The following is a 22215-nucleotide window of genomic DNA, read 5'->3' on the forward strand; positions in this document are numbered from 1 at the left end:
GGGTCGCAACCCCATACCGTGTTCCGGGCCCTCGGCCGTTGCGAAGACGACGAAAGCCCCGGAAATCCGGGGCCTTCGTGTGTACCGCTGAGGTGGAGCTAGACGGGCTCGAACCGTCGACCTCCTGCATGCCATGCAGGGGGAACGGGTGCAACTGGTGTCATTTCCGTGTCGTTCAGTGCGAGCAGATGCCCTTTGCAAACAGGGAATGCGTTCCATCCGCTACGCAAAACGCTACGCAAAAGGAGGCGCTACGCAAAACGCTACGCAAAAATTGCTACGGTCGATTCATGGCCCGTCCGGACGACCTCGCACCCGCCATCACCGTCACCGCCTTCAAGGGCAAGAAGGGCACCGTCCCGTACTACGAGGCCGTCTGGCACGAGCCCCGGCGCGACGGCGCAGCCCGCGCCGCGAAGCAGCGGATCGGCAAGGCCTGGCTCGATCAGGACGGCAGCGACGAGGAGGGACGGCCCGTCTGGGTCAAGCGGAAGGGAAGGGTCCCCGAGGGCTACTTCGACGAGCGCCGCGCCCACGCCGCCGCCCCCGACGCAATCGCCCGATACCGCGCCCGCCAAGCCGCCCGCGAGGAGCACCGCAGCGCCGCCGCCGACCTCACCGTCCGGCAGCTCGCGCACGAATGGCTCGAATGGCTGCGCGACGTCCGCGGTGCCAGCGCCTCGACCGTCCAGGACTACGGCTTCCTCATTCGTGATCCCAACCTTCGCGCCAAGCGCGGCAGGACCCGCACGACCGGCCGCATCATGAAGGCCTTCGGCGACCACTCCGTCCTCGACGTCACCCCGCGCCAGGTCTCCACCTGGCTCCGCGCCCTCGACCGCGAAGGCCTCACCCCGCGCAACGTCAACAAGCACCGCCACGTTCTGCACGCCGTCTTCGCCTATGGCCAGCGCACCGACATCTACGGGCTCCCGGCCAACCCCGTCGCCGGCACCGACAAGCGCCGCGAGCTCCCGCCGGCCAAGCTCGACTACTACGAGCCCCACGAGGTCGAGCTCCTCGCCGACGCCGCCGCCAACGGCGCGCACCGCACGACTCTCACCTACAAGGGCCGCGACGTCGACGTCTCCGACGAGGAGACCCGCCTCTGTCGCCAGGCCGACGAGCAGGACGCTGAGCTCTTCCGCGTCCTCCTCTACAGCGGCCTGCGCATCGGCGAGGCCCGCGCGCTGAAGTGGAGCGACATCCAGCTGACCCCGGACGGGCGCGGAGGAGTCATCGACGTCCAACGCGCCATGTCGGCCAACGTCGAGAAGCCCCCGAAGTCCTGGCGGCCCAGGACCGTCCCGATCCCCCGCCAAGCCGTCGAGGCACTCAACCGCGTCGGCGCACGGGATCACTTCCTCTCGCCCGACGACTACGTGTTCGTCAACCGCATCGGGCGGTTGCTCGACACGTCGGCGATCCGTCGGCGGTACAAGGCGGCACGGCTGGAGGCAGGGCTGCGCGACGTTAGCCTCCACGGACTGCGGCACGCCGCCGGCTCCATCCTCGCCCAGGGCGCCGGCATCCTTGTCGCACGCGACGTGCTCGGACACGCCCGCGTGTCCACGACGAACCGCTACCTGTCGGGCAAGACCGACGAGCGGGCGATCGACGTTGTCAACGCCGCGTTCGGGCCGGACGTGCGGAAGTGATCCGCCCGAAACCTATGCGTTGCAGTAATGCAAGCATTACGGTAGCCTCGTGATGTGGACGGTCCTCTTCAGCGCGGAGGTCGAGGCGTGGCTCGCCGGCCTCGGCGACGACGACTGGGACTCGATCATGGCGTCCGTTGAACTCCTGGAAGCCCGCGGCCCCGCGCTCGGCAGGCCGGCCGCGGACCGGATCAAAGCCAGCGCGCACCACAACATGAAAGAGCTCCGGTCGATTGGCGGGCACCTCCGGGTGCTGTTCGCCTTCGATCCGGTCCGCCAGGCGATCCTCCTAATCGGCGGCGACAAGGCCGGCGCCTGGACCGCCTGGTACGAGCGCAACATCCCGCTCGCTGACGCGCTCTACGACGACTACCTGACCTACCTCGAAAAGAACGAGTGACCACCATGGCCTTCACGAAGCCCAAGACCGCCGCCGAGATCCGCTCACAGCGCCCGGACAGCCCTGAGCGCGCCGCGCGTCGGGCCGCTCTTGTCGAGAGCCTGGAGGCCGAGGTCGCGCTGCACGAGCTCCGCGAACATCGCGGCATCAGCCAAGCCGTGCTCGCCGAGCGCCTCGAGGTCAGCCGGCCGCGGGTGTCGACGATCGAGCGGGCGGGGGAGGACCTGCGGGTTTCGACGCTCGAGCGCTACGTCGCCGCGCTCGGCGGCAAGCTTCGCTTCGTGGCCACGTTCGAAGACGAGGAGATCGACGTCGCAGGGGCGTTGTCGCGGCCCCAGTGACGCGGTATTGGAGGGGGTCCGTGCTCCGGGCATTAGCAAAGGAACCGGTGTCTCGATCTTTGCTCTGGTTGACGTTGCCGACGATGGCCCCAGTCCCAGGCCGGCACGAGATTGCCTGCGCAGTACGCGAGCGCGCCCAAACATCGCCGGAACGGTGTTACCGACTCGTCCGATCCCGATGCGAGCATACGTTCGATGGTTGGATCAGATCCGACACGCGGACGCAATCCCCAGCACTACATCCGGCTTGAGTACAACGAGCTGCCCACGCTCGCGGATGTGGGACAGCACGCCGATGGAGTCATCATCTGCGCGCAGTTCGACGCGCCGCATTGGGACGGCCCCGACGGTCCGCAGCTCGCCCTCCCCGGCGCGCCGCTTCGGGGCTTTGAACTCCGCCACGAGGTCGAGCGCCTGTCAATCCCGTACTTCCTCGAGATCGAGACTTGGCGGTTGACCGAGCTCGAGGGCGACGACGATAACGAGCTCAAACGCACAGCTCGAACGCACATCGCTAGGTCCATAGACCTTCCGGTCACCCACGCGAAGCTCGGGAATCCTGCAGAAATCGACGCACTGTGCCGGGCGGCGATCGAATCGCAGGCCAACACCGAGCAGGTCATCGCGCCCTACTTCACGGTTCGCTCTCACACGGATCCGTGGCTCGATGCGAGCCTCCGGTGCCTCCTTGCCACGCTCGAGCTTCTTCCCGATCAGCAGGTCGCGGCATGGGTCCGACTCCACAGAGAGTTCGCCCTTAACGGCGCAGCCGAACTTCTCGCCAAGCGCTACTCGGCCGGATTCGGCGGCCGGTGCACCACGCTTGTCTTGACTGTCGTCGAGATGAACGAGGTGATGCAGGACGAGGAGGCGCTCGCCGGGTATCTCCGCCTTGTCGGTGCGTTCATTGCCGAAGGGTTCGATGTCATCGTCGACGGAGTCGGGGAGTTCTCGCCGGTCGCGCACGCTATGGGCGCTGCGGGCTCAATCTCGGGGACGCGGATTTATCGAAGCTCACGCCTGAACGCTCGGCACGACGGCGGACACCGACGCTCGGCGCACCTCAAGTACCTAGTGCCGGGGCGGCTGGAGCGCATGCCCGTAGTCGATGCCCGGCGTCGTAGTCAGGCCGGCTCCATCCCGCCGTGCGGGCACACGGGATGCCGGGCGCTTCTCGCGGATGCAACTGAGGCCGACGTCCGGCGTCACAACGCCCACCTGCTCACTTACGAAGGACGACAGGCCTATCGGCTCGGCCCGGGACGATTCGCCGAGCGACTCCGCCGTGAGGGCCTCACTCAATCGCGCCGGTGGGCTCAAGCACTCGACGACGCGGTCGACGCCGGGGCAGCAAGAGCTGACGCGTAGATCCATTCGGCCAGCGTGCGGCCCTCGGAGGCCGCAGCGATCTCCCAGCGGACGGCGCGCTCGGTCCGTTCGGTCAGGCACGCCTCGATCCACGCATCGAGAGTCGAACGCCGCTCGAGGGCACAGCGTTCCCATGACGCTCGCATCTCGACCGAGATACGAAGGACGATGTCGTCGGCACTCGAACCGGGCTGGCCATCGGTGAGGGCTGCGACGTATGGACAGACGTCACGATCGCCCGACGGCGCGAGGGTCAACTGGCGGCGGGCCGCTTCGTCTAGTGCGCGTTCGAGGGGAGCACGGTCAAGCCCGGTGATCGCGCAGACTTCGCGAAACACTCGACTTGCTTCGACCGTGAGTCGAACCCAGAGCGACTCCGGCACTTGGTCGGCTGAGGCTCGTTCAGCTACCCCGGCTCGCGCTTTGGGAGACAGACGAACGATCTCCGTCACCGGAAGCTCACCGGGGCGAAAAGGGGCCGCACCGAGGTCTCGAACGCGCGGACGGCGTGGGACCGGCGCTTTGTCTGCGTCGTGGACCAGACGCAAGGCGGCACGTCGGGATCGCTGAGCAGGCACCTCCCCGGTGTTCGCCACCGTCGGCAGCGGTCCTCCCGCAGCGTCAGCCAGATGCCCAGGCGGCCTCACCATCCGTCGACCGCCGCCGCGAACGCTTGCGAAGACCCACCCGGATGCCGTTCCCCACACGGTGAGCAGTGATCCCGATCCGCAGCGTCTCGACACCGGCACCGCGGGGGCGAGTGCACGTCGGGAACACGAACGGCGTCGGGCGAACCGCGAGGCGCGAACCCGAGAGCGTCACCCGCACATCGGCGGGGCGCTCCTCGCGCTCCGGGAGGACCCGACCCACGAGACGGTGTGGGCGCGCGGTGCGAAGGGGGAGGAGCACGTCGCAAAGGTCCTCGGCGAGCGGCTCCGGCCGGAAGCGGTCGTGCTGCACGACCGCCGCGTCCCGCGGACGCACGCAAACATCGATCACATCGCGATCGCACCGTCCGGGATTTGGGTCATCGACACCAAGCGCTACACCGGCAAGGTCGCCGTAAACGCCCCGCTCATCGGAAAGGCGAAGCTCACGATCAACGGTCGGGATCAGACCAAACTGATCGACGGCCTCGCTAAGCAGGTTGCCCTTGTGAGCAACGCCGTGGAGGCGATCTCCCCAGGCGTCCCCGTTCAGGGTGCGCTCTGCATCGTCGACGCCGACCTGCCGCTCCTGGGCACGCTGAAGTTCCGCGGCTTTCCGCTCCTGCACCCCAAACCGCTAACGAAGCGCATCAACCGCGGCGACGTCTTGGCCACCGACAGGATCCGGTCCACGGCGATCGTGCTCGCCGAGCGTTTCCCGGTCGCGTGACCCCGGCACCCTCCGGGACGACCCCTAACCGGACCTAGCCAGCGTCTTGCCGGTGATACGGACCGAGTGATCAGTAGTCACGGGTGACGAGTGGTCGCAAGTGACCACTAGCCGGTCGTAGCGGCGCGAGCTACATGTGAGGCGTGCAGCCCGGGAGTCTCTTCGACGTCGGGGCCGACGTCCCGCGCCGACTTCGCGGTGCTTGTCGGCGTCGCGGCGCACAGCCGTGGGTCGGCGGCAGACCGTCAGCCGCCGCCGACGAGGTCAGGGACGAGAGCATCGATTTCCCCCCCGATGCCGGTTTCGACAAGCGCCTCCCGGGTGACTCGTCGCGCCACCTGAAACGAACGAGCGGGATCGAGCTCCAGTGAGGTTGCTACGTCTTCTGCTTGAGTCGATAGCTCGACGATCCGCGCGTGAAGATCGGACGCGGCATCGTACGCCGGAAAGGGCCAGGCGAAAACGTTGAGATCAAAATCTCGCGGATTGTGTTGGCCCTGGGACTGGAGCGGACGGACGGCATCGGCCAAGGCTGTGCTGTTGAGGACGCCGGCGAGATATCGAGCCTCCTCCAAGCTGCTGCAGCGTGCCCAGTAGAGCTTATGTTCGATCAGGGCCGACGGATCGGATATGCGTGCCGCAGCCAGGTGCTGACCGCTTGCGGAATAGGCCACGCGATGTTCCGCCAGCGGAAACTGCTTGAAGAGGAGGCGCTGGAAGTCGATGCGTTGCAGCAGCGACATCCGCCCGGCGCTGTTCAGGTTCCAGAGCTGCTCGGCTTGGCGCCACCACGCGGCCAGACCGGGGTACTGATCTAGCTCGTCGCTTTGTCCATCGACCAGACGGCCTTCGAGCCAGGGAATCACGCACAGCTTCGGCGCGCGCTCCCGGTAAGCGACGATTGTCGCACCCAGGTGAAGCGGGAAGAGGAACTGCTCCTCAACGACCGCTTCGAGCGAGGGCAAATTCTTCCAAGGCGCCTTCTCGAGGGGAGATCGTTCGCTTCGGACGGAGCGACGGCCATGCGGGACGCCGAGGGGCCCTGCTTCCACTTCGTTGACCGTCATCAGCACACGAGGGACGATCGTTGCGCCCTGCAGGAACCTCGCTCGGTACGGCGATCCCGGTGCGTCCGTGGCCAGAACGGTGGCGGCAGCCGCTTGCCGCAGCGAAGGCTCAGCATCCTCCCACGGCACATTGTGGTTCCCCAAGCGACCCGTCCAACGCACGGAGTCCGTGGGCATCGCCCCGGAGATACCTGCCGTAGGAGTTCCGGATATGACGACGGACGGGACCGGGAACAGCGGCGGCTTGACGCGAGAGTAATCATGCGGCTCGCCGAAGGTGACGCTGAATAGTCCGGTGCCCTTACTGGTCCAGTCACCAGTTCTGAACCCCTTGAACTGCTTTCGCGACAGAACCGAGAAGGGCATGACGAAGGAGAACCGACCTTCGGGCTGGAGATACTGCTCGACGGCGCGTACGACGAACAGGTCCGAGAGGTCCTGGGTCGCGGCGGAGCTTCCGCCGATCCAGAGGCCGCGCGCTTTCGCGAGCTCTCGATAACGCTCCTGAATCTCCGGCGGCATGTTGCGGTAGGAAAGCCAAGGCGGATTTCCGACGAGCACATGCGCGCGGCCGCCCGGGCGCGAAAAGCTCAGGGGGCGGGCAAGGTTTCGGACGTAGTACCCCACACGTGGTCTCGCCCGGCGTCGTGCAGGTGGCAGAGCTGTTTGAAGACGATCTCGACGGCTTCGCGATCATCAGCCGGCACCGAGTGACGGTTGAGGATGCCGGTGACAGGCGGCGGTTTCGTCCCGGGGACCCGGTCGGCGGCCTTCGTCGCCAGGGCATCAACAAGGCGGTCAAAGCGCGTCGGATCGGTGAGGACTCCCTCGGGAAAGTGCAGTTGCCGGTCGGTGAAGAGCTCCATCCCATCTGTTGTCTTGATGGTGATGCCGCCGTCGGAAAAGAGCGTGTTCTCCTGCTCCCAGCGGACGCTGTCGCCGAGGAAGACCGGGATGGTCAACTCCCCGCGGTCCTTAATCCGCTCCGGGCCGATCGCTAGGAGATAAGTGACTCGAGCGAGCGTGACCGCGACAGGATGCAGGTCGATCCCATGGACGCGGCTCACGAGGAGTTCAAGCGCCTCACGGTTGCTGAGGCCCTCGGCGTCGAAGTGCGCGAGCGCGTGACGGACCGCCCAAAACAGGAACGTTCCCGATCCGCAAGAGGGATCAAGAAGCCGCTCAGTGGAGGGATCTTTGAACGTCTCTCGCACCATGCGCTGGGCGAGCCAGTCAGGGGTGTAGTACTCGCCGAGCCGCTGGCGGGTCTCGGTGTCGATCACGCTCTCGTAGAGCGCTTTCATGACGTCGTGCCCCACCTGGGTCCAGTCGTAGCGACCGAGCCGTCGGCCGATTGCCCGAACGATGGGAGCGCCCTGGGGGGCTACGGCGGGCCAGTCGAAGAAGTCGGCTTCGACGATGCCGTGCAGGCCGGCCTGATCAAAGACTTGGCCTTCGAGCAGATCGCGGACATTGCCGCCAGGCGTATCGACGGGGAGCCCGATCACCGCATGCGCGATCAATTCGGCCGTCAGCACGAGATAGGTGTGCGTGACGAAGAGGCTGTCGCTGGCTTCGAAGTTGGTCCCGAGCGCCGCGGCGAGGAGCCGAGTCCAGAGCTCTCGCTTGACACGGACTTCAGGGTCATTGCGGACTGCCGCGTAGAGGGCGTGAAGATCCGCGAGGTCGAGATCGAAGCTCGGCGAGCCCGCACCCAGACGCCGTGAGATGAGCTCGGGGGTGGGGGTCAGGTGTTCCGTCGTCGCCAGTACCGCATCGAGCCACGAGACCAGCCGCTCAGCGTCGTCACGGCCGGCAACGTCGATCTCGTCGACAAAAGCCACCGTCCCGCTGGGAATCAGGTGATACAGCCGCCAGCGCGCACCGTCGGTGAGGATCCCGATGTACCTGCGCCCGAGTTGTTCGGTTCGGTCCCGGACATAGCCGGCGAGCTGCTCCTCCCACTTCTTGAGATCGCTCGCACTCGCGGTCAGCGTTCGCTTGCATTCGATCGCCGCGGATCCGATCTCGACGTCGATGCGTCGTCCACCGCCAACCTGGGCTTCAAGCGCGATCTCCGCGACGTCCTCATCGCTGATCGACAGTGGCGCGTCGAGTAGGAGTTTTCGGACGTCGCTCTGTAGGTCCGCTTCGGTTCGCCCGGGCTTCGGTGACGCGAGGCGGGCGACGATGTCAGCGGGCGTGTCCACGGTCGCTCTCAGACGTCGATGCGTGCTTTGGACGGGGGATCAAGACACGAGGTCGGGACACGGGCGGAGCGTAGCGACGCCAGGCCGCGGGATCGGTCTTCCGCCACTGCGTCCATGTCGGCTCGCGAGCGCCCGACGCGGAGGGTGTCCGTCCTCGACCATGCCGGGTGTGTACGAGACGTCCCGCATTCATGACCAATACCGCAGGCTCTCTGCCCGGGAGGTGAGTATCTCGGATCTGCTTCCGGATCCCTGGAGCGAACCGAACGATTCCGTCGAGTTGAGGACCTCGGGGAGAGCCGCTCTGCACCTGCTCTTTGACGCCGCGCCGGCAGCATCCGAGCTCGCAGAGGCCCTTGGAACGGTCGATCGGGAGGCTCGACGTACGGCTGCTGCGATCGCCCGGGGCGTCGACCCTTTGGAGCTTTCTGGGCGGGCCCTCATGCGGCGAAGTGACGGCTTTCAGGTTCAGCGGGCGGACCCCGGGTCACTCGACGTCGTGCTGCAAGCGAGCGTGGTGATCTACGGCGCGATCGTTAGTCAGCCGCTCTCGTTCGTCCTCAACCTCGCGGCCTTGACCGGCTACGGGAAGATCGTTCGACGGGCGATCGTCAGTCGGCACGAGCGAGCGGACGAGCTCATCCTGCGAGAGCAAGAGGAGCCCGTCCGGCTGGAGGTCCCGCCGCGGGGCCGGCCCCTCCGTCCCCGCCGTGAGGCGCAACTCCAAGATCCGACCGTTGAACCGCCCGAAGACTTCGAGCGCCGAATCCTTGTGCAGATGGGCCAAGCAGGTCCCGTGGTGATCCCGATCCCCAGCGCCCTTACCAAGATGTCGCTCACCACCGAATACGCCGACGGCAGCTCCGAAGAGGTGACCTTCGAGCGCCGACCGCCCTTGGACTAGGGCAGTGCGGCATGCGTTTGGATGATCGCTGCCCTCCTCGCTGTCGCTCGTCGTGCACACAGTTGCACCCGGGGTGCGGCGGGCGTACGGTGAACGCACCGGATGCTGTCCGTCGGAAAGCTCGCCGCGGGTCAGGAGTGCTACTACGAGCGCACGGTGGCCCACGGCCAGGACGATTACTACTCGGGCAAGGGCGAAGCCCCCGGCCGATGGATCGGCCGCGGCGCCGAGCAGCTCGGCCTCGACGGTCAGGTCCGGGCAGAACAGCTGAGCGCGATGGCCGCCGGGATTGATCCGTCCGACCCCGGCCTCCACCGTGCACTGCGGTCGAGTCGGAGCGAGGTGAGGGTCGCCGGCTACGACCTGACGTTCTCGGCACCGAAATCCGTATCGGTGCTCTTCGCCGTCGCGGACCCCGAGACGTCGAGGGAACTCGTCAGGGCACACGACGCCGCTGTCGGGGCCGCGCTGCGGTACGTCGAGGACACGGCCGTGAAAGTCCGCCGCGGGAAGGGCGGAGTCGTCGTCCAGCCCGGTGGTGGCCTCGTCGCCGCGGCCTACCGGCACCGCTTGTCGCGGTCGTTGGATCCGCAGCTGCACACCCACGTCGTCGCAGTGAACGCGAGTCAAGGTCCCGACGGGCGCTGGACGGCGCTCGACGCCCGGCACATCTACCGGCACGCGAAGACCGCCGGCACGCTCTACCAGGCGCACCTCCGAGCAGAAGTCCGCGACCGGCTCGGCTTGGAGTGGGGCGCGGTCTCGAAAGGCGCGGCCGAGCTGGTCGGCGTCCCGAAGGGCGTGCGCGATCACTTCTCGCGTCGGCGGATGGAGATGCTCGAGCAGGCCGAAGGTGACGGGTTCTCGCTGAACACCAAGGGCCGTGCCGAGTCCGCGGCGCTCGCCACCCGGAGTCGCAAGACCTACGAGGTCGACACCGTCACCTGGCGCGAGGAGGTCGTCGCCCGCGCGGCCGAGCACGGGCTGGACCGCGAAGCGATTGAAGCGCTTGTCGACGAAGGCCGCAAGGACCTCTCCCGCGGGGTGCGGATTGGCGGGCCGCCGGTCGATTTCGCGGCGCTCGACGCCCGGCTGGCGGGCCCGACAGGTCTGACCGAGATGGCCAACACGTTCTTCGCACGCGACGCGGTCCGCGAGTACGCCGAGGCCCACCAGCAGGGTGCGCGCGTCGTCGACGTCCGCGATCAAGCGCGTGAGTTCCTGAGGCGCGAGGACGTCCGCGATGTTCAGCTGTCCGATGAGCTCGACCGTCCGGGCGAGCAGGACCGGCTGTTCACGACCGACGACCTTGTCGCCACCGAGCGGCGCCTGGTCGCCACCGCGGCCGGCAGGGCGGGGGAGGGCGTCGCTCGCCTCTCGGACCGCCACGTCGACCGCGCACTGGCGACATCCGACCGCACGCTCAGCGACGAGCAGACGGCCGCAGTCCGCGTCGTCGCCGGATCGGGCAACGGTGTCGACGTCGTCGAAGCGCTCGCCGGCACCGGCAAGACGTACACCGCCGGAGTGCTCCGCCAGACCTACGAGTCGGCGGGACTGCATGTCGTCGGGGTGGCTCCGACGGGCCGGGCGGTCCGAGAACTGGCGGACGAAGCAGGGATCACCGGGTCCCGCACCCTGCACAGCATGATCGCCGCGATCGAGCGTGAACCCAAGGCGAAGCTCGCGGACGTCGTGATCCTCGACGAGGCCGCGATGGCCTCGACCCGCCAGACCGAACGGATGCTCCGCTGGGCCGAGGACCGCGGGGTCAAGGTGATCGCGATCGGTGACCCTGGGCAATTGCCGTCGGTGCAGGCCGGCGGATGGATGCGCGCCGTCGGCGAACGCGTCGGCCACCATCGCCTCGACCAGGTCCGCCGCCAGCGAGACCCCGACGAGCGGCGAGCCCTCGGGCAACTTCACGAGGGCCACAGCGTTCCGTACCTCGAGTGGGCGGACCAGGCCGGACGCGTCACCGTTCACGACCTGCCTCGGAACGGGATGGACCGAGCCGTGGCGGCGTGGGCGTCGGCCGTCGACGACCACGGGTTGGCGTCGGCGGTCCTGATCGCGCGGGACAACGACGCGCGTCGGGCTCTCAACGACCGGGCCCGCGAGGTACGACGTGACCTCGGCGGGCTGGGGGTGGACCACGACTACGGACCGGTGACCGTTGCTGCCGGCGACCGCATCATCTGTCGGCGGAACAATTGGGAGCTGGACGTCGACAACGGCACCCGCGGCACCGTCCAGTCGGCAACCGAGGACGGCATCACCCTCCGCACCGACACCGGCGCAGCTCGCGAGCTCCCCGCGGACTACGTCGCCGGGCACGTCGAGCCCGCCTACGCCTTGACCGGCCACGGGATGCAGGGCGGCACCGTCGAGTGGGCAGCGGTCGTCGCCGAACCGTGGGAGCTCACCCGCGGCTGGAGCTACACCGCGCTCTCCCGCGCCCGCGACGCCACCGAACTCCACGTCGTCGCACCCCACGACGATGACGACGAGCACCGCGACGAGATCGCGCCCAGCTACCGGCCGCCCCGTGCAACGCGGACGGAGATCCTCGATCAGGTCGCCCAGCGCATGACGGTTCGTGACGACGAAGACCTGGCCGTCGATCGGCTGGCAGAACCCGACGAGCGGCGGCTCCCCAACCCGCCGGATGTGCTGGCGCCGACCTCCGCGCCGCCCGCGAGGGACGTTTCTACAAACCCCGACCCGCCGGACCTCGCCGATCGCCAGCGCATCGCGGGCTTGCTGGACGAGCAGAGCCGCCTTCAGGAGCAGCGTCGCGCGTTCCCGACACACGACCTGCGTGCGTACGAGGATGCCGCCAGCCGCTTGCACCGCGTCCAGACGCAGCGAGCGTCGCTCGTCAAGCGCCTCCAGTCTCTGCCGGATCCGAGAAAGCGGTTCCTCCGCGCGCCGGCGGATGAGCACACTGCGGAACGCAACACCCTCAGAGGCGCGATCGCTGGCGCCGACACAGCGATTCGCGAGGCCGAGGCACGCCGAGACGTGGCCGCACACCGACTGCCGGGCGATCCGACGACGCTGCGCCGGGACTTCGACGACCTCGACAACGAGCTGCGGGGCATCACATCACGGGTCGAGCGAGGCTTGAATGCCGTCGCGGACCGTGAGGTCCGCTGGCAGCCCCGCTGGGCGACGCGACAGCTCGGTCCCCGGCCCAGCGACTACGCGCTCGCTGAGGAATGGGATCACGCTGCGCGAGGGATCGCGAAGCACGAGCTCCGCTATCGGCCGCGGGAGCCTGTGTCGGGTCTGAGCGCCGAGCAGCCCGCTGATGCGGACGAGGGTCGCGGATGGGCCCGGGCGGCACGCACTGTTCACGTGGTGCGAGAGGCGATCGAGCGCGGCCCGGAGCCTCCCGGCCACGGGGCCGATCTAGGCTGGTGAGCCCGCACTCTCGACGTGGACTCCGTGGGTGACGTTCTGCACGCTATCGCGCTTCGGGGCGGCGGCACCGGCCGTCGGCGGCGATCGAGTTGGCGACGGATAATCTGCTGTCGCCGATCGGGGTCGCCCCATGCCCGGCGATCAAAAAGCGGACGTGTGGCGGGTCGGGCCCAGTCTCGGCGCGAAGCAGCGGCCCCTGGGCCGGCCGTTCAGTGCAGGCCGAGGTTGGCGAGGCGGTAGGTCATCGCGATCTCGGACACGTTGAATCTCTGCGCAAGGGCGCTGATGTCCCTCTCGGTGTTGAAGGCGGCCGACACGAAGCGGCGGGGCATGAGGAGCTCTGCCGCGAAGTCGTTGGAAGCGCGTTCTTGCCGCCAGTCATAGCCGGGGGGCGAGCCCTCCTCGACTTTCACGTCGAGGTGAAGCTGTGGGTCCGAGACACTGAGGTGGTGGCCGAAGACCATGTGGCCGCACTCGTGGGCCAGGGAGAAGCGCTGCCGACGTTCGGGATGACTGGCGTTGATGCCGATGACTGCGCCGCCTCGCTCGGCAAAGATCAACCCGGATAGCTCGTCGGGGAAGGGAACGTGGATGACCATCGCGCCGCAGCGCTCGGCGAGGGCCTGTACGTCGACGGGTTCCCGGTCGACCGCGGCCTTCTCGAGGAGCTCGTTCGCAGCCGTCTGAGGCTGTCGCGAGCGAACGTTGATGTCCTTCGCGGGCATTTCTCGTCGGTCGGCCATTTCGAGAAGGCGATCGATGGCGGCGTCGACGTCGCTGATCGCTAGGCGCTCGGCCGTCGACCGCAGCACCGCGCGGACCGGGCGCCGAGAGGTGGTCGGCGGCAAAAAGTCCGCCGGCTCCCGCTCAAGCACGCGGGCAAGTTCCATCACGTCCTCGAGGCCGGGCGTGCGCTTACCCGACTCCCAATAGGAGATTGCCGTCTGGGTGCGCGACAGCTGGCGTGCCAGCTCGCCCTGCGACCAGCCTCGCTGCTCCCGGGCAGCGCGAATGGCCTGCGCAACCCAGGCTTTGGTGTCCGTCATCGAGGTCTCCCGTCCTCGATCGTTGACACGCGGCCAACGATCTGCAACCGTACATACCGTTCGGAGATACCGAGCGCGGTAGGCAGCACGTGCTGCCGGGCGAAAGATAGCGCTTTTACCGGGAAAAAGCTACGTCGGTAGCAGGCACGAGTGAGGAAACCCGTATGACCAACAGCAGGCACGTGACACAGAAGTCCGACGGTTCGTGGGACGTCAAGGCGCCGGGGGCGCAGCGCTCGAGTGCGAACCTCCCGACTCAGCGAGATGCTGACCGCCGGGCGGCCGAGATCCTGACCAACCTCGGGGGCGGCGAGCGGATCACCCATCGGCCCAACGGGCGGATCAGATCGAAGGACACGATCGCACCCGGGAACGACCCGTTCCCGCCGAAGGATCGGGAGCACTGATGTCCGGGTTCGACGCCGCGAAATGGCAGCGTGAGATGCGCGCCGCACAGCGCAAGGCGGAGCAGGCGTGGAAGCGCCAGGTCGATCAGGCCAACCGGGAGACGCAGCGGCAGGTCGACGCCCACAACCGCAAGGTCGACCAGCACAACCGGAAGATCGTCGCGGACCACAACCGGGAGGCGGAGCGGCACAACCGGCGAGTCGAGGCGGCCAACCGCCAGGAGGTCGGCCGCTTCAACCGAGAGGTCGCACGGGTGAACGCTCACAACGAGAAGGTGGTCTCAGGCCTCAATCGTCAGTTGCGATCTGCGGCGTCGGGGCCTCGGTACACGCTCGAGGAGCAGGGGCTGGCCGACCGGGTCCAGGCGGCGACGCTCGGCCGGGACGACCGCGAGTGGGACGTCTTTCTCAGCTACGCGCGCCTCGACGGTGGGATCGTTGGCGACCAGCTCCGCCAGCAGCTCGAGCACCTCGGCGTTCGCGTCTGGTTCGACGAGCTCGCGATCGTGCCGGGGCAGAGTCAGTCGCTGCAGATGGACAAAGGGCTACAGAGGGCTCGTGCGGGCCTGGTGCTGTTGACGCCTGCCTACATCGCCGGGCGTTTCTGGACTGAGCGAGAGCTTGGGGCACTGCTCCGCAAGAGCACCCTGATTCCCGTCCTGCACAACGTGACGTTCGAGCAGGTCTCGGAGTACAGCGGCATCCTTCCGGATCTCGCCGGCTTCGAGACCGCGCGAGACTCGCTCGACGTGATCGCCCAGAAGATCGCCGCGGCCGTTCTGCCGGAAGCCGACGCCGCAGCGGCCTGAGCCGCTGCGGCACCGAGATCGCATGGATGTCTTCGACGGTTGGGCTTTGCTGCGAGCCTGGGTCTCAGGAGTCGCAGCAGCGATCGCGCTCTTCGCGATGGTGTTCTACCCCGAGATCGTCACGCAGGTGCTGATGGAGCATGCTCAACACCAGGCGGACCGTCTGATCGAGTGGATCTACCCCCAGCTCGGGCTTCCTGCACCCATCGACGTCGGAGGCGCATAGTCGCGCCCGCCGGCGTCGCCTCGGCTCACGTGCAGTGGCGGATGATTGTGGGCAGGCTGACGCCGATGGTCTGGGCGACGTCGTTGAAGGTGTGGCTGTGGCGTCCGTGCTCCTCTTTGGCGGCCCGAAGCGCCTCGGCCGCGCGAATCTTCTGGGGCGTCATGACGGTCTTGCGGCCGCCCTTGCGGCCGCGAGCGCGGGCGGCAGCGAGGCCGGCGTGGGTGCGTTCGCGGATGAGGTCGCGTTCGAACTCGGCCAGGGCGCCGAACATGTGGAAGATGAAGCGGCCGCCGGCACTGGCGGTGTCGATCTGCTCGGTCAGCGATCGCAGCGCGACGTCGCGGTCGGCGAGCTGTGCGGCGATCTCGATGAGGTGGGGGAGGGACCGGCCGAGACGGTCGAGCTTCCAGATGCACAGGGTGTCGCCGGCGCGCGCGTACTCGAGGGCGGCCGCGAGCTCGGGTCGGTCGGTCTTTGCGCCGGAGGCGTGGTCGACGAAGAGCTTGGCGCAACGGGCCTGTTCGAGCGCGTCGAGCTGCGGACTCTGGTCGACGGTCGAGACGCGCGCGTACCCGATCAGCGCACCGGTTCCGGATCTCGCGGGGGCGGTTGAGGGCGTCTGCACCCGGGCAGCGTGTTAGAACCCGCGGACGCCCTCGATCGCGAACCGTTGAATTTGACCACTGGTTCTGACCTTCGACACGCCCAGTGTCCTTCGGGTTGGCGCACGGAGCCGCTCTTCGTGTCATAGACGTCCGTTTGTGACCCTAGACGTTGAGGCCGCGGTCGAAAGCGGACTGGTGGGGCCGCTCCATCGAGCGCCCGCCAACCCGAAGCCAAGTCCGACGGTCGGGACCGAGGCACCGTTCTCGGCGAGTCGTCTGCAACGGAGCCGCGGGTCACGAGTGAGATTCGTGGAACCGGACCCCGCGATTCAATGTGGGCTGGCGTGTACTTTCTACCGCTAACGACCGCCCCTCCTCATAGACGGAGACACCGCGTGGCACTTGAGTACAAGTTCGCATCGGCAACGCTCGGCGCATCTGAAAGAGAGAGTCGAATTACAGCAGCGAATAACATGCTCGCGAGGCTGGGCTGGGGGCGACTTGAGGCCGCGCAGGGCGACCATCTGCTTCTGCACGGCATGAATCCGTCTCAGGTGTCCGCCTTTCCCGCAAATGCAGGCATGATGCTTCAGATCGACGCTCTCGAGCGCGTCGCTGATTTGCTTCACGGGTACGACATTGTCGGCCGAAATTCCTGAACAGCACGAGAACTGCTTCTAGCCGGACAGCGAGATTCGAACTGTCAACCAAGGGCGAGTGATCGCCCCTTGCTCGGTGAACGATCCTGCGACGGGCACTGTTGTCGGTGCCGACGCAGGCGGGTTGCTCTTGCGGGCTTTGTTGTTCGAATCGAACGTCATCGATTCATCCAGCCTGCGGGAGTTCCCACACTTGATCCGTTCGTTCGGAATCGAGCAACTGACAGCCCTGCTCGAGCACGGTGATTTTCAGATCATGTGCGACTCGAGGACGCTCGCTGATTTTGGCGCCGGTCCGGGAGAATCTAGTGCGAGCCGGGGGAGGGTCAACGGCGGAAATTTCCGAATTAATCTCGGGTGGGATGTGCCACCACAGTCGTGGTTCGGGCACGTCTCCGACGACCTAGAGGCATCGCTGAACGCTTCGTGCTCGAAGCACGAGACATCGTCTTTCTTGAGCGTGCTCGAGGAATGCTTCGTGCCTTTGCCGAATGGGTTCGGAGTCGCGGCAGTAGCTCAGCTTGAGTTGGACCTCGCATCTGAGAACCACGAGCTGCATGCCGCCGCCCTGCGGCACGTCCTGCGGACTCACGGGCTGATGCGTCGTGACGAAACGTCTGAACTATGGATCGACGTAGCCGCCCTGGGCGGCGGGTCCTTCCGGGTTGCTACGAACCTTGCCAAGTTCGGCATCGAATCCGAACAGCGCCACGACCTTGTCCGAGAAGCATTGTTCGCGATAGGGGGGGTGAATGTGCGGTTGGAGGAGATGCAGGCTCTTGGCGCCGTGTCGGGGTTCCAGCCGGATGAACTGCCGATCTTTGAGGGCAAGCTGGCGTTCTTTGCGAAGAGCGTAATGCCCGAGGGCCAAACCGAGCGGTTCAATCAGGTCGTGACGTTGTCTGGGCTCCCCGATATTGCGGCGCCCGGGTCAGGCGATCAAGTTGATGTCGATCGACTCCTAGAAATTCGACGGAGCTCGGAGTGCAGAGAGTTTCGCTCGTGGCTCAGAACGTTCAGCGCCGCCGACTCGGTAGAGATCGAAGAACGTGTTGCCAACTTCCGCAGTCGAGTTGCAGGGACCGCGACGAGCACTTTCGGACGGGTAGTCCGGTTCGGAATCACAACGGGTGCAGGGCTGATTCCCGGGATCGGGCTACCCCTGGGACTCGGGTTGGGCGCGCTAGATGGCTTCGTTCTGGAGAAGCTCGTAGGTGAGCCGGGACCAACCGCGTTTCTGGATCGGCAGTACCGGTCAATCTTCTAGTGGACCGTTCCAGCGATGGGCAGTTCACCGTTCACTGGATATCGCGCGTCGAGCGGACCATCTGTGGCGGTGATTGATCGCTCTGGCCGCTGCGAATAACCGCGGGCGAGACGATCGAAAAGCGGCGGTGAACCGTGTACGGTGCGCCGGTGCTTCAACCAGCCCGCCATCGCCCACGAACTGCCGACGCTCGGCATTCAGCGCCGCAACAGTTCGTGCGACGGGCAGCGGTTCTACTCGCGGCCATTCTCACGTTGGTCGCGGTCCTGGGCGCGCCGAGCTCGAGCGAAGCGAAGGCGAAGAAAAAGCCTCCGTTCGTCACGCAGCCGGTGCCGAAGCTGCGAGCCGCCGCGCAAGGGGCGAAGACGATCCTCGTCTCGGCGCGGACGAAGAGCGGCGCGACGTGCAGGACGAACGTCAGCGTCAAGAAGGTCAGCCAGACGCTCGCGAAGGTCAAGGCGACAAAGAAGGGTCGGGCATCGTGGCGCTGGCAGATCCTTCCGACTTCGCCGTCGGGCACATGGAGGTTCAAGGTCACCTGCACCAAGGGAAAGGCAAAGGGTGTCGCCACCCGACGCGTCCTCGTTGTCACGGGCAACAAGACCGGAAAGGGGCCGATCGGTGACCCGGCCTCACTTGCGAACCCGGATGGCGAGATCGCCGGGCTCGGTGGCGACGACTGCGGTCCGTTCAACTCGCCGCCGCTCAAGCAGTGCACGTGCTTGGCGTGGCAGAAGCGCCGCGACGTCTACGACACGTCGGTCGCTCGCGGCGTCCCGAGCGGCGGCGGACGAGGCGGCGGCTACTACGTCTGGGACGGCGGACAATGGCTCGTCAACGCCCGGCGTGGAGGTTTCCCGACGGGGAGTCAGCCGGTTGCCGGTGCCCTGGTCGTCTGGGGCGTTCCGAACAGCGCATCGTATGGGCACGTTGCATACGTCGAGCGAGTCGAGTCTCCGAGCCGGGTGATCGTCACCGAGTGCAATTACGACTGGAAGGGCAGTTGCCGGACGATCCCGATGAACCCCGCCGCGATCACGAACTTTCAGGGTTACATCTACGGGGGTCCGTCTGGCAGCGGACTTGGTGGCACCGGCACTTCGCCCGCGCCGACGTTCTCCGATGCCGGAGGCATCATTTCGGGCAGCGGTGCTGCGCTGGTCAAGGGCGGGGCAGGGAAGGCGTTCCAGCCCCAGACGGGCCCAGACGACGCGAAGGCCATCGCCCTCTCGGGTCCTCGTATCGGCGTCGTCACCGCCAATGGGACCGCACTCGTTAAGCGCGATTCCGGGCAGGGTTTCGAGGCTCAAACGGGTGCCGCGGACGCCCTTGACCTCGCGCTCGGGGGATCTCGAATCGGCGTGGTTTCCGCCAACGGCACCGCCCTCGTCAAGCGCGACTTCGGTCAGCCCTTTGAGGCTCAGACCGGTCAGGGAGACGCACGAGCCATCGCCCTTTCGGGAACGCGTGTGGGAGTGATCACCGCGAACGGGACTGCGATGGTGAAGCGTGACCTCGGGCAACCGTTCGAAGCTGTGACGGCCCCCGGAGACGCCACGGCGATTGCCCTGTCCGGATCGCGAGTCGGCGTGATCACGGCGAACGGCACGGCGCTGGTGAGCCCCGACCTTGGGCAGCCTTTTCAAGCCCAGACAGGCGCCGGCGACGCACTCGACATCGCGCTCGGAGGAAATCGAATCGGGGTCGTCACTGCAAACGGCACCGCACTCGTAAAGTCCGATCTCGGCCAGCCATTCCAGGCCCAAACCTCCGCGGGGGACGCCCGCGCCATCGCGCTGCCGACAGACTAGGTGCCTCTGCCGTCTCCGAGTCGGCGCAGCGGGCGTCCGGTTGTCCGTCGGCCGGTAATCGGGCGCTGCGGGCCGCGGCAGCCGGCGGTGACGGGGCGCCGTCAGGAGGGGTTCGGGACCACGCCGTGCCAGGCCCGGAGCCACGGCGCGTTAGCGCTGCGCTTCGGACGACCCGCAAGGACCCAAAAGCTCCGGATAGACCCCGGCCAGCCCGTCCCACGTCCGTCGGCGGGCGCCCGCACGGTGAACCGCTCGCTCTTCGCTGAGTTGCCCTTGGCCTGATTGCACGGCCAGCATGCCCACGCGAGGTTCTCTTCGTCGGTCCAGTCACCGCCGCGGGTGCCGGCCTCGAGATGCTCGAGACTCGACAACACCACCCAGTAAGCGAAGTGCGCCTCACTGGTCTTGCCGTGAGGGTGGAACGGGAACTGCCTGGGCCGCAAGGCGCTGAAGCAGCGCATAACGACGGACGGGATCGTTCGCCGGCCGCAGTAACAGCACGTGAAGTGATCGCGCTGGAAGATTCGCGCTGTCTCTGCGGGCGACATCGACGGGCGCTTCTCGACGGGTCGAGGCTCGAACGCGATGGTCTCGATCTGGAGATCGGCAGCGTCACGGTTGCCGCGGCCTAGCGCCGACGCCGTCTCGGTCAACGCAGCCAGGATGGCCTCGGGATCGAGGACACACTCATAGCCAGAGCCTGGCATGGCGACCGCGAGGGCGCTACGCGAAAGCGCTACGCAAAACAGTCTCGGAACCCGCTACGCAAAAGCGCTACGCAAAAATCTACGCCAGATTCTGGGGGCACCCGGTTCGCCCCCGAGAACGAGGAAACCCCCGTCATGGACGGGGGTTCCGGTGTTGCCGCTGAGGTGGAGCTAGACGGGCTCGAACCGTCGACCTCCTGCATGCCATGCAGGCGCTCTTCCAGCTGAGCTATAGCCCCAGCGCGACGAGCAAGGTACCACGGGAAGGTCCGAGGAGGTCGTGCGGGTGCCCTCCGCTGGCGGTGCGCCCGGGAGCGACGGGGCCCGGCCCGCGAGGAAGCCTCGTCAGGTCGCGAACTGCCAGGTCGTTTGGCTGAACTGGTCGCCGTGGAAGAAGCCCAGGCCGCGGTCGGGGCGGACGCGGAAGACGAGGGAGTCGATGTCGACCAGGTCGTCGTTGACCGGGCTCGCGTGGGCGAAGCCGCCCTCGACGGCGCGGAAGGCCCAGACGTCGGTGCCGTACTTTGCTCCGTAGGCGGCGGCGACCGGGGTGAGGGTGGGGACGTCGGTGATCTGCTCGGCGGTGCCCTCGAGGATCACGTCCAGGCCGTCGGCGAGGGAGCTGGTGCCGGTGGTGAGGATGCAGGCCGGGTTCGCGGCGAGATTGCGGGCCTTGCGCTCCTCGGCGCCGGTGGAGAACCAGATCGCGTCGTCGTGCCAGACCGCGATCAACGGGGTGACGTGGGGGCGGCCGTCGGGACGGACGGTCGAGATCCAGAAGAGCTCGGCGTCGCGGACCAGGTCGCGGGCGGTCGGCCAGGGCGTGGGAGAGGCGTCGGCATGCGAGTAGCCGTGGATCTCGCCGGTCGGCTCGGTGGTGCGGGACATGGGGCGCTCCTTCGGGTCGGGGCACCGGGCGGCGCGGTGCCGCCCGGCGTTCACCATCTCCGACCCCAGCGGCCCGGGGAACTCATCGGCGCGCGGCGGGTCCCGTCGTGGCGAACGCGCGGATCTCCTCGGCTTCGGCGTCCTCTCGGCCACGGCGGTGACCGGGGCGCCGAAGGCCGGGGAGGGCTCCGGGGGCCGCAGGCCGAGGCCCCAGCCGAGGCGCTCGCCCGGGCGGGGCTGCGCCACGTCGATCGCGTAGGTCTGGCCGTAGGCGTGCGTCCGGTGGCTGGGGCCCGCGGACGCCGGGCTGTTCAGCGCCTTCCAGCGGCCGCGGACGGGCGGGTCGACGACGACCGGCTCGCGGTCGGTGCGCGGCGGGCGGACGAGGGACAGCAGCACCGTCATCCCCGCGATCCACGGGAGGTTCATCGCGACCGTCGCGCCGATGACCAGGGCGAACAGGCGCAGCCAGGTGGTCTGCAGTCGGGCGATGGAGCGCTTCATCGGCGGCCTCCGAGGACGGTGGTCAGGAGTGGGACGACCCGCTCGGGGGGGATCTCGAACCGGCCGCCGGAGCGGCTGCTCAGCCAGCCGGCCGCGACCAGCTGGCGAAGGTGGTGGTAGACCTGCCCGCTGGTGCCCATTCCGTCGAGCTCGGTCAGCTCGCGGGCGGTCCGGGCGCCGTCGGCCAGTGTGCGCAGCAGCCGCAGGCGCACCGGGTGCGCGAGGGCGGCCAGCACGTCGGCCACGTCCTCCCAGTCGTCGGACAGCAGCGCGTCGGTGGTGCGGCCCTCCTGCCACCGGGCGACGCGGCCGTCGGGCAGGTCGACCGCGCCGACGAGCATCACGGCGCCGGGCGACGGGAGGCGCTCGGTCAGGCCGTTGAGGGCCCGGAGGGCGTCGTCGGCTCCGGGGCGTGCCGGGGGCGTCGGGGGCGGGGCGGCGCCGGCGCCGGGCCGCCGGGCGCGTGGTGCTCGTCGCCTCGCCCGCGTCGTCGTGGTGCAGGTCCGCTGCGGCGCCGGTGTGCGCGGGCGCCGAG

Annotated in this window: 21 protein-coding genes and 1 tRNA gene; 13 read left to right on the forward strand and 9 right to left on the reverse strand. The window is 67.7% G+C overall.

Annotated elements, in window-relative coordinates; translation table 11 throughout:
- Positions 1 to 290: 290 nt before the first annotated feature.
- From AB0L40_RS08410 to AB0L40_RS08425, 4 genes are all read left to right on the forward strand, one after another.
- Positions 291 to 1658: a tyrosine-type recombinase/integrase gene (locus tag AB0L40_RS08410; protein WP_364352049.1), complete on the forward strand. Its 1368-nt coding sequence runs from the start codon at positions 291 to 293 to the stop codon at positions 1656 to 1658.
- Positions 1659 to 1710: 52 nt separating this feature from the next.
- Positions 1711 to 2058, forward strand: a complete 348-nt coding sequence (locus tag AB0L40_RS08415) for a type II toxin-antitoxin system RelE/ParE family toxin (protein ID WP_364352121.1) — start codon at positions 1711 to 1713, stop codon at positions 2056 to 2058.
- Between the two features lie 5 nt (positions 2059 to 2063).
- Positions 2064 to 2399 carry a helix-turn-helix transcriptional regulator gene (locus tag AB0L40_RS08420; RefSeq protein ID WP_364352052.1) on the forward strand — a complete coding sequence of 112 codons (336 nt, stop codon included), beginning with the start codon at positions 2064 to 2066 and terminating at the stop codon, positions 2397 to 2399.
- Between the two features lie 195 nt (positions 2400 to 2594).
- The gene (locus tag AB0L40_RS08425; protein WP_364352055.1) at positions 2595 to 3767 is read left to right on the forward strand and encodes a hypothetical protein; all 1173 of its coding nucleotides are present in this window, start codon (positions 2595 to 2597) and stop codon (positions 3765 to 3767) included.
- On the opposite strand, the gene AB0L40_RS08430 is transcribed toward AB0L40_RS08425, so the two are convergent.
- The gene (locus AB0L40_RS08430) at positions 3716 to 4150 is read right to left on the reverse strand and encodes a hypothetical protein (protein ID WP_364352058.1); all 435 of its coding nucleotides are present in this window, start codon (positions 4148 to 4150) and stop codon (positions 3716 to 3718) included. The genes AB0L40_RS08425 and AB0L40_RS08430 overlap by 52 nt on opposite strands.
- 325 nt (positions 4151 to 4475) lie before the next feature.
- Between AB0L40_RS08430 and AB0L40_RS08435 the strand changes: the two genes are divergently transcribed.
- Positions 4476 to 5144: a nuclease-related domain-containing protein gene (locus AB0L40_RS08435; protein WP_364352060.1), complete on the forward strand. Its 669-nt coding sequence runs from the start codon at positions 4476 to 4478 to the stop codon at positions 5142 to 5144.
- Between the two features lie 245 nt (positions 5145 to 5389).
- Here AB0L40_RS08435 and AB0L40_RS08440 read toward each other — a convergent pair whose 3' ends face one another.
- Entirely contained in the window at positions 5390 to 6733 is a 1344-nt protein-coding gene (locus AB0L40_RS08440; RefSeq protein ID WP_364352063.1) for a hypothetical protein, read from the reverse strand.
- A gap of 68 nt (positions 6734 to 6801) precedes the next feature.
- Positions 6802 to 8421, reverse strand: a complete 1620-nt coding sequence (locus AB0L40_RS08445; RefSeq protein ID WP_364352066.1) for an N-6 DNA methylase — start codon at positions 8419 to 8421, stop codon at positions 6802 to 6804.
- Between the two features lie 169 nt (positions 8422 to 8590).
- Here AB0L40_RS08445 and AB0L40_RS08450 point away from each other — a divergent pair, with 169 nt between their 5' ends.
- Positions 8591 to 9325, forward strand: a complete 735-nt coding sequence (locus AB0L40_RS08450; protein WP_364352069.1) for a hypothetical protein — start codon at positions 8591 to 8593, stop codon at positions 9323 to 9325.
- 102 nt (positions 9326 to 9427) lie between these two features.
- Entirely contained in the window at positions 9428 to 12751 is a 3324-nt protein-coding gene (gene mobF, locus AB0L40_RS08455) for a MobF family relaxase (protein WP_364352072.1), read from the forward strand.
- A 209-nt stretch (positions 12752 to 12960) separates the two neighbouring features.
- Here the strand turns inward: mobF and AB0L40_RS08460 are convergent, their stop codons facing one another.
- Entirely contained in the window at positions 12961 to 13797 is an 837-nt protein-coding gene (locus AB0L40_RS08460) for an XRE family transcriptional regulator (protein ID WP_364352074.1), read from the reverse strand.
- Positions 13798 to 13961: 164 nt separating this feature from the next.
- On the opposite strand from AB0L40_RS08460, the gene AB0L40_RS08465 reads away from it, so the two are divergent.
- Genes AB0L40_RS08465 through AB0L40_RS08475 form a run of 3 tightly spaced genes read left to right on the forward strand, consistent with a single transcriptional unit; the run spans position 13962 to position 15239 of the window.
- Positions 13962 to 14204 (forward strand): DUF2188 domain-containing protein, encoded by a 243-nt coding sequence (locus tag AB0L40_RS08465; protein WP_364352076.1) that lies wholly within the window; start codon positions 13962 to 13964, stop codon positions 14202 to 14204.
- On the forward strand, positions 14204 to 15013 hold the full coding sequence (locus AB0L40_RS08470; RefSeq protein WP_364352078.1) for a toll/interleukin-1 receptor domain-containing protein: 810 nt from the start codon (positions 14204 to 14206) through the stop codon (positions 15011 to 15013). The genes AB0L40_RS08465 and AB0L40_RS08470 overlap by 1 nt, the downstream gene beginning before the upstream one ends.
- Before the next feature lie 22 nt (positions 15014 to 15035).
- Positions 15036 to 15239, forward strand: coding sequence for a hypothetical protein (locus tag AB0L40_RS08475; protein ID WP_364352080.1), 204 nt, complete (start codon positions 15036 to 15038; stop codon positions 15237 to 15239).
- 25 nt (positions 15240 to 15264) lie between these two features.
- On the opposite strand, the gene AB0L40_RS08480 is transcribed toward AB0L40_RS08475, so the two are convergent.
- Positions 15265 to 15864, reverse strand: a complete 600-nt coding sequence (locus AB0L40_RS08480) for a recombinase family protein (protein ID WP_364352083.1) — start codon at positions 15862 to 15864, stop codon at positions 15265 to 15267.
- Between the two features lie 375 nt (positions 15865 to 16239).
- Here AB0L40_RS08480 and AB0L40_RS08485 point away from each other — a divergent pair, with 375 nt between their 5' ends.
- From AB0L40_RS08485 to AB0L40_RS08495, 3 genes are all read left to right on the forward strand, one after another.
- Positions 16240 to 16503 carry a hypothetical protein gene (locus AB0L40_RS08485; RefSeq protein ID WP_364352086.1) on the forward strand — a complete coding sequence of 88 codons (264 nt, stop codon included), beginning with the start codon at positions 16240 to 16242 and terminating at the stop codon, positions 16501 to 16503.
- 76 nt (positions 16504 to 16579) lie between these two features.
- Positions 16580 to 17770: a hypothetical protein gene (locus tag AB0L40_RS08490; protein ID WP_364352089.1), complete on the forward strand. Its 1191-nt coding sequence runs from the start codon at positions 16580 to 16582 to the stop codon at positions 17768 to 17770.
- A 254-nt stretch (positions 17771 to 18024) separates the two neighbouring features.
- Positions 18025 to 19581 (forward strand): CHAP domain-containing protein, encoded by a 1557-nt coding sequence (locus tag AB0L40_RS08495; protein ID WP_364352092.1) that lies wholly within the window; start codon positions 18025 to 18027, stop codon positions 19579 to 19581.
- Positions 19582 to 19682: 101 nt separating this feature from the next.
- On the opposite strand, the gene AB0L40_RS08500 is transcribed toward AB0L40_RS08495, so the two are convergent.
- The 4 genes from AB0L40_RS08500 to AB0L40_RS08515 form a co-directional block, all read right to left on the reverse strand.
- Positions 19683 to 20234 carry a hypothetical protein gene (locus AB0L40_RS08500; RefSeq protein ID WP_364352095.1) on the reverse strand — a complete coding sequence of 184 codons (552 nt, stop codon included), beginning with the start codon at positions 20232 to 20234 and terminating at the stop codon, positions 19683 to 19685.
- 220 nt (positions 20235 to 20454) lie between these two features.
- A tRNA-Ala gene (locus tag AB0L40_RS08505) sits at positions 20455 to 20527 on the reverse strand.
- 106 nt (positions 20528 to 20633) lie between these two features.
- Positions 20634 to 21680 (reverse strand): pyridoxamine 5'-phosphate oxidase family protein, encoded by a 1047-nt coding sequence (locus tag AB0L40_RS08510; RefSeq protein ID WP_364352098.1) that lies wholly within the window; start codon positions 21678 to 21680, stop codon positions 20634 to 20636.
- Entirely contained in the window at positions 21677 to 22021 is a 345-nt protein-coding gene (locus AB0L40_RS08515) for a helix-turn-helix domain-containing protein (protein WP_364352124.1), read from the reverse strand. Before AB0L40_RS08515 ends, AB0L40_RS08510 begins: the two co-directional genes overlap by 4 nt.
- Positions 22022 to 22215 lie beyond the last annotated feature (194 nt).

The sequence above is a fragment of the Patulibacter sp. NPDC049589 genome, assembly GCF_040675535.1.
Lineage (GTDB): Bacteria > Actinomycetota > Thermoleophilia > Solirubrobacterales > Solirubrobacteraceae > Patulibacter.

Bases quoted from the DNA above. Each gene is read 5' to 3' on its own strand.
- AB0L40_RS08410 (WP_364352049.1), top strand. From the start codon at position 291: ATGGCCCGTCCGGACGACCTCGCACCCGCCATCACCGTCACCGCCTTC.
- AB0L40_RS08415 (WP_364352121.1), top strand. From the start codon at position 1,711: ATGTGGACGGTCCTCTTCAGCGCGGAGGTCGAGGCGTGGCTCGCCGGC.
- AB0L40_RS08420 (WP_364352052.1), top strand. From the start codon at position 2,064: ATGGCCTTCACGAAGCCCAAGACCGCCGCCGAGATCCGCTCACAGCGC.
- AB0L40_RS08425 (WP_364352055.1), top strand. From the start codon at position 2,595: ATGGTTGGATCAGATCCGACACGCGGACGCAATCCCCAGCACTACATC.
- AB0L40_RS08440 (WP_364352063.1), bottom strand. From the start codon at position 6,733: ATGCCGCCGGAGATTCAGGAGCGTTATCGAGAGCTCGCGAAAGCGCGC.
- mobF (WP_364352072.1), top strand. From the start codon at position 9,428: ATGCTGTCCGTCGGAAAGCTCGCCGCGGGTCAGGAGTGCTACTACGAG.
- AB0L40_RS08460 (WP_364352074.1), bottom strand. From the start codon at position 13,797: ATGACGGACACCAAAGCCTGGGTTGCGCAGGCCATTCGCGCTGCCCGG.
- AB0L40_RS08465 (WP_364352076.1), top strand. From the start codon at position 13,962: ATGACCAACAGCAGGCACGTGACACAGAAGTCCGACGGTTCGTGGGAC.
- AB0L40_RS08470 (WP_364352078.1), top strand. From the start codon at position 14,204: ATGTCCGGGTTCGACGCCGCGAAATGGCAGCGTGAGATGCGCGCCGCA.
- AB0L40_RS08475 (WP_364352080.1), top strand. From the start codon at position 15,036: ATGGATGTCTTCGACGGTTGGGCTTTGCTGCGAGCCTGGGTCTCAGGA.
- AB0L40_RS08510 (WP_364352098.1), bottom strand. From the start codon at position 21,680: ATGAAGCGCTCCATCGCCCGACTGCAGACCACCTGGCTGCGCCTGTTC.
- AB0L40_RS08515 (WP_364352124.1), bottom strand. From the start codon at position 22,021: ATGCTCGTCGGCGCGGTCGACCTGCCCGACGGCCGCGTCGCCCGGTGG.